This window comes from Floccifex porci, from assembly GCF_009696175.1.
GTDB lineage: Bacteria > Bacillota_I > Bacilli_A > Erysipelotrichales > Erysipelotrichaceae > Floccifex > Floccifex porci.
The window spans coordinates 1-5,774 of the sequence record NZ_VUMM01000037.1; the positions used below are offsets into that span (position 1 = coordinate 1).

General features: G+C 33.9%; 6 protein-coding genes, 1 rRNA gene, 1 pseudogene and 1 other annotated feature. All 8 genes and pseudogenes read left to right on the forward strand.

Annotated elements, in window-relative coordinates; all coding sequences use genetic code 11:
* Positions 1-95: ribosomal RNA gene (gene rrf, locus FYJ50_RS11010) — 5S ribosomal RNA — on the forward strand; the annotation flags it as partial.
* Between the two features lie 198 nt (positions 96-293).
* Entirely contained in the window at positions 294-713 is a 420-nt protein-coding gene (rplK, locus tag FYJ50_RS10360) for a 50S ribosomal protein L11 (RefSeq protein ID WP_154461672.1), read from the forward strand.
* A gap of 11 nt (positions 714-724) precedes the next feature.
* Positions 725-1,411: a 50S ribosomal protein L1 gene (gene rplA, locus FYJ50_RS10365; protein ID WP_154461674.1), complete on the forward strand. Its 687-nt coding sequence runs from the start codon at positions 725-727 to the stop codon at positions 1,409-1,411.
* An 18-nt stretch (positions 1,412-1,429) separates the two neighbouring features.
* Positions 1,430-1,553 (forward strand) — a sequence feature (ribosomal protein L10 leader region).
* A 29-nt stretch (positions 1,554-1,582) separates the two neighbouring features.
* Complete coding sequence (gene rplJ, locus FYJ50_RS10370; RefSeq protein WP_154461676.1) at positions 1,583-2,140, forward strand: 50S ribosomal protein L10; 558 nt, start codon at positions 1,583-1,585, stop codon at positions 2,138-2,140.
* A 17-nt stretch (positions 2,141-2,157) separates the two neighbouring features.
* A complete protein-coding gene (rplL, locus tag FYJ50_RS10375) occupies positions 2,158-2,526 on the forward strand; it encodes a 50S ribosomal protein L7/L12 (protein ID WP_154461678.1) in 369 nt (122 codons plus the stop codon).
* Positions 2,527-3,003: 477 nt separating this feature from the next.
* Positions 3,004-3,252 (forward strand): hypothetical protein, encoded by a 249-nt coding sequence (locus FYJ50_RS10380; protein ID WP_154461680.1) that lies wholly within the window; start codon positions 3,004-3,006, stop codon positions 3,250-3,252.
* Between the two features lie 117 nt (positions 3,253-3,369).
* Positions 3,370-3,672, forward strand: a pseudogene (locus tag FYJ50_RS10990) (transposase); the annotation flags it as partial.
* Between the two features lie 142 nt (positions 3,673-3,814).
* Positions 3,815-5,563, forward strand: coding sequence for a class I mannose-6-phosphate isomerase (locus tag FYJ50_RS10390; RefSeq protein ID WP_154461682.1), 1,749 nt, complete (start codon positions 3,815-3,817; stop codon positions 5,561-5,563).
* Positions 5,564-5,774: the final 211 nt, after the last annotated feature.

Consider the following 5,774-nt stretch of genomic DNA (forward strand, 5'->3'; position numbering starts at 1 on the left):
TGGAAACACCTGAAATCATTCCGAACTCAGAAGTTAAGCACTTCAGCGGCGAAAATAGTTGGGCCTGCCCCTGCGAACATAGCACGCTGCCGGATTTTTTTATGCTTCCTTCTGGAAGTCTTTTTTTATTTCTTAAAAATTTTAGAATATAACTTAATATTTGGATATTTTTATAGAAAAAGTAAATATTTTTATTGAAAAAAAGAGAAAAATAGTATAAAGTAGATTAGCATGCGTGGGAGAATGTAAACATTCGTAAACCACTGCATAAGACTTAAATAGGAGGCTGTCTTATGAGCAAGAAAAAAGTTACAAAAGTTTGTAAGTTGCAATTCCAGGCAGGTGGGGCTAGACCAGGTCCAGCATTAGCAAGTGCTGGTATCAATATGCCACAATTCTGTACGGCATTCAACGATGCAACAAAAGATCGTAAAGGGGATATCGTCCCTGTTATTATCACTGCATATGAAGATAAGAGTTTTGAATTTGTTTTAAAAACTACACCTGCAGCAAATTTATTGAAGAAAGCTGCTGGAATCTCTACTGCAAGTGGTGACCAGAAACAAATTGCTGGTACAATTACTGTAGATCAGTTAAAAGAAATTGCTGAATACAAAATGCCAGATTTAAATGCAAACGACATTGATGCTGCTATGCGTATTGTTGCAGGAACTGCACGCAATATGGGTATCAAAATTGAAGGATTTGAATAGGAGGGGCAACTATGGCAAAGAAAAGTAAAAGATATGCTGAAGCTGCTAAATTAGTGGATAGTACTCGTCAATATTCAATCGAAGAAGCAGTTGCATTAATGAAAGAAACATCAACTGTAAAATTTGACGCTACAGTTGAATTAAGCTTTAGTTTAAATGTAGATCCTCGTCATGCGGATCAGCAGATTCGTGGAGCAATGGTATTACCTAATGGTACAGGTAAATCACAAAAGGTTGCTGTTGTTGCACAAGGTGATAAAGCAAAAGCTGCTCAGGAAGCTGGTGCAGATTTTGTTGGTGATATGGACATTATTGAACAAATTCAAAAAGGTTGGTTTGGATTCGATGTTTTAATCGCTACACCAGATATGATGGGTAAATTAGGTAAATTAGGTCGTGTTTTAGGTCCTAAAGGTTTAATGCCAAACCCTAAAACAGGTACAGTTACAATGGATGTTGCAAAAGCAGTCGATGAAGTTAAAAAAGGTAAAGTTACTTACCGTGTCGATCGTGAAGGTAACCTAAATGTAATCATTGGAAAAGCAAGTTTTGACAATGATAAATTAGTTGAAAACTTCAAAGCTATTTATGGTGTAATTGCAAAAGCTCGTCCTGCAGCTGTAAAAGGTACTTACATGAAGAAAATTGTTCTTTCTTCTACAATGGGTCCTGGTATCCCTGTAACTGTTGAAAAATAGTTGAATTCCAGATAAAATTAGATTGTTATCAATATTCCAAAGACAGTAACTGCTTTATGCTTAATTTGTTACCGAGGATTGATGTTGAAATATGTTTTCATATTCGCTCACATCTTTGGTGTGAGCTTCTTTTGAATATTGTTACAATATAGAAAGAGTGAGGTGGAACGAATGAATCAAAATATCCTTGCAGAAAAGGAAGCCAACGTAAACGCCTTAGCTGAAAAAATGCAAGCATCCAGCTCTGTTGTTGTATGTGAATACCGCGGGTTGTCTGTTGCAGAAGTAACTGAATTGCGTCGTGCATTACGCAAAGAAGAAGTTGAAATGACTGTTTACAAAAATGCAATTGCACGTCGTGCCGCAGAAAAATTAGGTTACAAAGATTTCAGTGACACTTTAGTTGGTCCAAATGCATATGCATTCGGTAAGGACGCCGTTGCTCCAGCACGTGTATTAGCTAAATTTGCTAAAACACATGAAAAGCTGGTATTAAAAAACGGTATCGTTGATGGTCAGGTATTGAATGAAGAAGCCATCAAAAAATTATCCAGCTTACCTAATAAAGAAGGTATGTTGGCTAAATTCGCTTCTTGCTTAAATGCTCCAGTTGTTAAATTTGCTATGACAATTAAAGCTTTAGCTGAAGCAAAAGAAAATGGAACTGTAAAAGTGGAAGAAGCACCACAAGTGGCTGAAGAAGCCCCAGCACAAGAAGCTGCTGAATAAATAGGAGGAAAATAAAAATGGCTAAATTAACTCAAGACGAAATTCTTGCTTACTTAGAAGAAGCTACAATTTTAGAATTAAATGACTTAGTATCCGCAATCGAAGAAAAATTCGGTGTTGTTGCTGCTGCTGCAGTTGCTGCTGCTCCAGCTGAAGAAGCAAAAGACGAAGGACCTACAGAAGTAACTGTTACATTAACAAGCTTTGGAGCATCTAAAGTTGGTGTAATTAAAGTTGTACGTGAAATTACAGGTTTAGGATTAGTTGATGCTAAGAAATTAGTAGACGGATGTCCTGCTGCAATTAAAGAAAACATCACTCCAGAAGAAGCTGAAGGAATCAAAGAAAAATTAGTTGCTGCTGGTGCTACAGTAGATATTAAATAATTTGATTTTGTGATTCATGATCTTTATCCATCAGGATAAAGATCTTTTTTTGTATTATAAAACCAGGAATAAAAAATATCCTGGAAAATATAGAATTGTATAGTTATTATGAACAAATCAAGAATCATTTGTTTGTAAAAATTATGCATGGCATTCAAGTCAGGATTTAAATTCCTGGCTTTTCTATTTTGCAGGCATACAGATTAAATAAAGACTTTTAGACGAAATAATGTAGACCTTTGAGTCAGTTAAAAAAACGTCATTGTTCCTGTTCTTATTCATGAATAAGCTTATATCTAATAAGATGGTCAATCCAGATCAGGTCAATATGTACAACGAAACAATATCGAATAAGAAAATTGGAAGTATCTTTTTCTACTAAATGAAAGGAAGTATTTGTATGCAGTTACCTGTTATAAGTATTGACATTTCCGATGGTTCAAGTCATTTTCAGAATTTATAAAAAGTGGAAGAAATATGGGAATGTTCATAAAATTGAATACGATGTTAACAGTTTCCAGTTTTTTTGAATCAATCCAGAAACTTATGGATTCTACAGGTGAAGAGGTAAATGTTGTTTATGAAGCCACTGGTGTTTATACAGCTCAGGTTCAGAGATTTCTATATAAAAATAATATCTGCCAGTATGAAATCTGCCCTCTTGAATCTGCGAAAAGTGAAAAGAAGCTATTCACTACAAGAAAACGGATAAACTGGATCCAGTAGCCATATCAAAGGTTTATTATGAACAGGATAAGGAATTGAAAGAATGGAAAAAGAGCGAAAATATATACGCATGGCCAAAAGACAAAAATCGAATTGAGATAAGCCCTTGTAGCCAATGCGGGAATAGACCCACATATTGCACAATCAGGAAACATATCAGGAAATCATTTATCCATATCCAAAAGAGGAAACAAATATCTAAGAAGTTTATTATATATGGCTGTAACATGTTCTTTGCCAGGTAATAAAGAAAATCTGATTAATACATTCTACAAAAAGAAAAAGCAGCAGAGAAACCCACTAAATTCGAAAGCTGAAAAAACTGCATGTATCGCCAAGATGCTCAAAATAATCTACGATATGTGCAAAATCAAGACAGTATATCAATACAGTCTTGTTTGTATTATATACCTATTTTAAAAAATTGGAGAAATACAATTGTTATGTCAAGACAATCAAAAAGTACATTTATTTTTTGTCTTTCATATAAAGAAAACAAAATATAAAAAAAATATTGATTAATAAATTATAATGATATAACATTATAACCGAGGTGATGAGAATGAGTTATTTAAATTTTAAGTCTAAGTACGACAAATTTCCCAAAACGTTAATAAAAGGACATAAAGCTATCACAGGTTATGATGCAATTAAAGAAGAATTACTTTCAAAAATGAATGATCAGTCTGTTTTAGTGTTTGACTATTATCCAGGGGTTTATGAAGATGAAGTAATGAATCTGGTTAAATCTTTAAATCCTTCATGTATCATTGAAACAATTGATATATTTAAAGATGGAAAAGATATTACTGAACAATTAAAATATCATTTAACAGATGACCGTACCTTTGGAAAAATGTATTATGGAGATTTTGAAGATTTTATTGATATGGATAAACTTCAGGAAGCAAAAGAACAGGTAGAATGTACAGATGGTGTTGTAGTGGTTTGTGGTGTAGCTGCTTCACTGGTAACACGTGGAGATCTATATGTTTATTTTGATATGGCTCGCTGGGAAATTCAATTGAGATATCGTAAAGGAATGACGAATTATAAAGCGGATAATGCGAATGAAGAAATTTTAAAGAAGAACAAACGTGGATTCTTTATTGAATGGCGTATTGCAGATAAACATAAACAAAGAAATTTTGAATACTTTGATTATTTAATAGATACAAACAAAGTGAACGAACCAAAAATGATTACAGGAGATACATTCCGTCATAGTTTAAATGTGTTAAGCAAAACACCATTTAGAACGGTTCCTTATTTTGACCCAGGGGTTTGGGGTGGACAATGGATGAAAGAAGTGTGTAACCTGAATCCAGATGAAATCAATTATGCATGGAGTTTTGATGGAGTACCTGAAGAAAACAGTATTTTATTTGATTATGATGGGGTTTCCTTTGAACTTCCAGCAATGGACCTTGTATTGTATAAACCAAAAGAATTATTAGGGGCACAGGTATTTGCTCGTTTTGGAGCTGAATATCCGATTCGATTTGACTTCCTGGATACAATCGGTGGTCAAAATCTTTCTTTGCAGGTACACCCTTTAACGGAATACATTCATAGAAATTATGGAATGGCTTATACACAGGACGAAAGCTATTATATTTTAGATGCTGTAGATGATGCTTGTGTATATCTGGGATTAAAAGAAGGAATTGATCCAAGTGAAATGATTGAAGATTTAAGAGAAGCGGAAAAAGGAAAAATTCAATTTGATGCGGAAAAATATATAAATAAATTCCCAGCAAAAAAACATGATCATTTCTTGATTCCAGCTGGAACATGTCATTGCTCAGGAGCAGGGGCTATGGTTTTGGAAATCAGTGCTACACCTTATATTTTTACATATAAATTATGGGATTGGGGGCGTGTTGGATTAGATGGAAGACCAAGACCAATCAATGTAGAACATGGTAAAAATGTAATTCAATGGGATCGTACAACTGAATGGGTAAAAGAAAATCTGGTAAACGCGACTTACGAAGTAAAAGAAGAAGGAAATGATTGTTTGATTGAACACACTGGATTACATGAACTGGAATTCATTGAAACAAGAAGATATACGATCACAAATACTTCTTACCATAAAACAAATGGTACAGTAAACCAATTGAATTTAATTGATGGAATTGAAGCTATTGTAGAAAGTCCAACAAATGAATTTGAGCCATTTGTAGTACATTATGCAGAAACATTTATTATTCCTGCATCCATTAAAGAATATACAATTCGCCCGTATGGAGAAAGTGAAAATAAAGAAATTAAAGTCATTAAAGCGTATGTAAGAAACGTAAATTAAAGAAATAAGGCCTTTTTTATAAAAAAAAGGCTTTTTTTCAAAAAAAGAGTTGACTGAAGAGGAAGGATTTGGTAGTATAAGTGGGCGCTCGACAGAGAGCAGCGAAACGATCTTTGAAAACTGAACAAGAAAACCTGAAAGAAGTACGAAAGTACAAGGAAAAGAACAGCAACGTCAATTTAAAAGAAGGAAGAAAGATGTGTCAGAACAT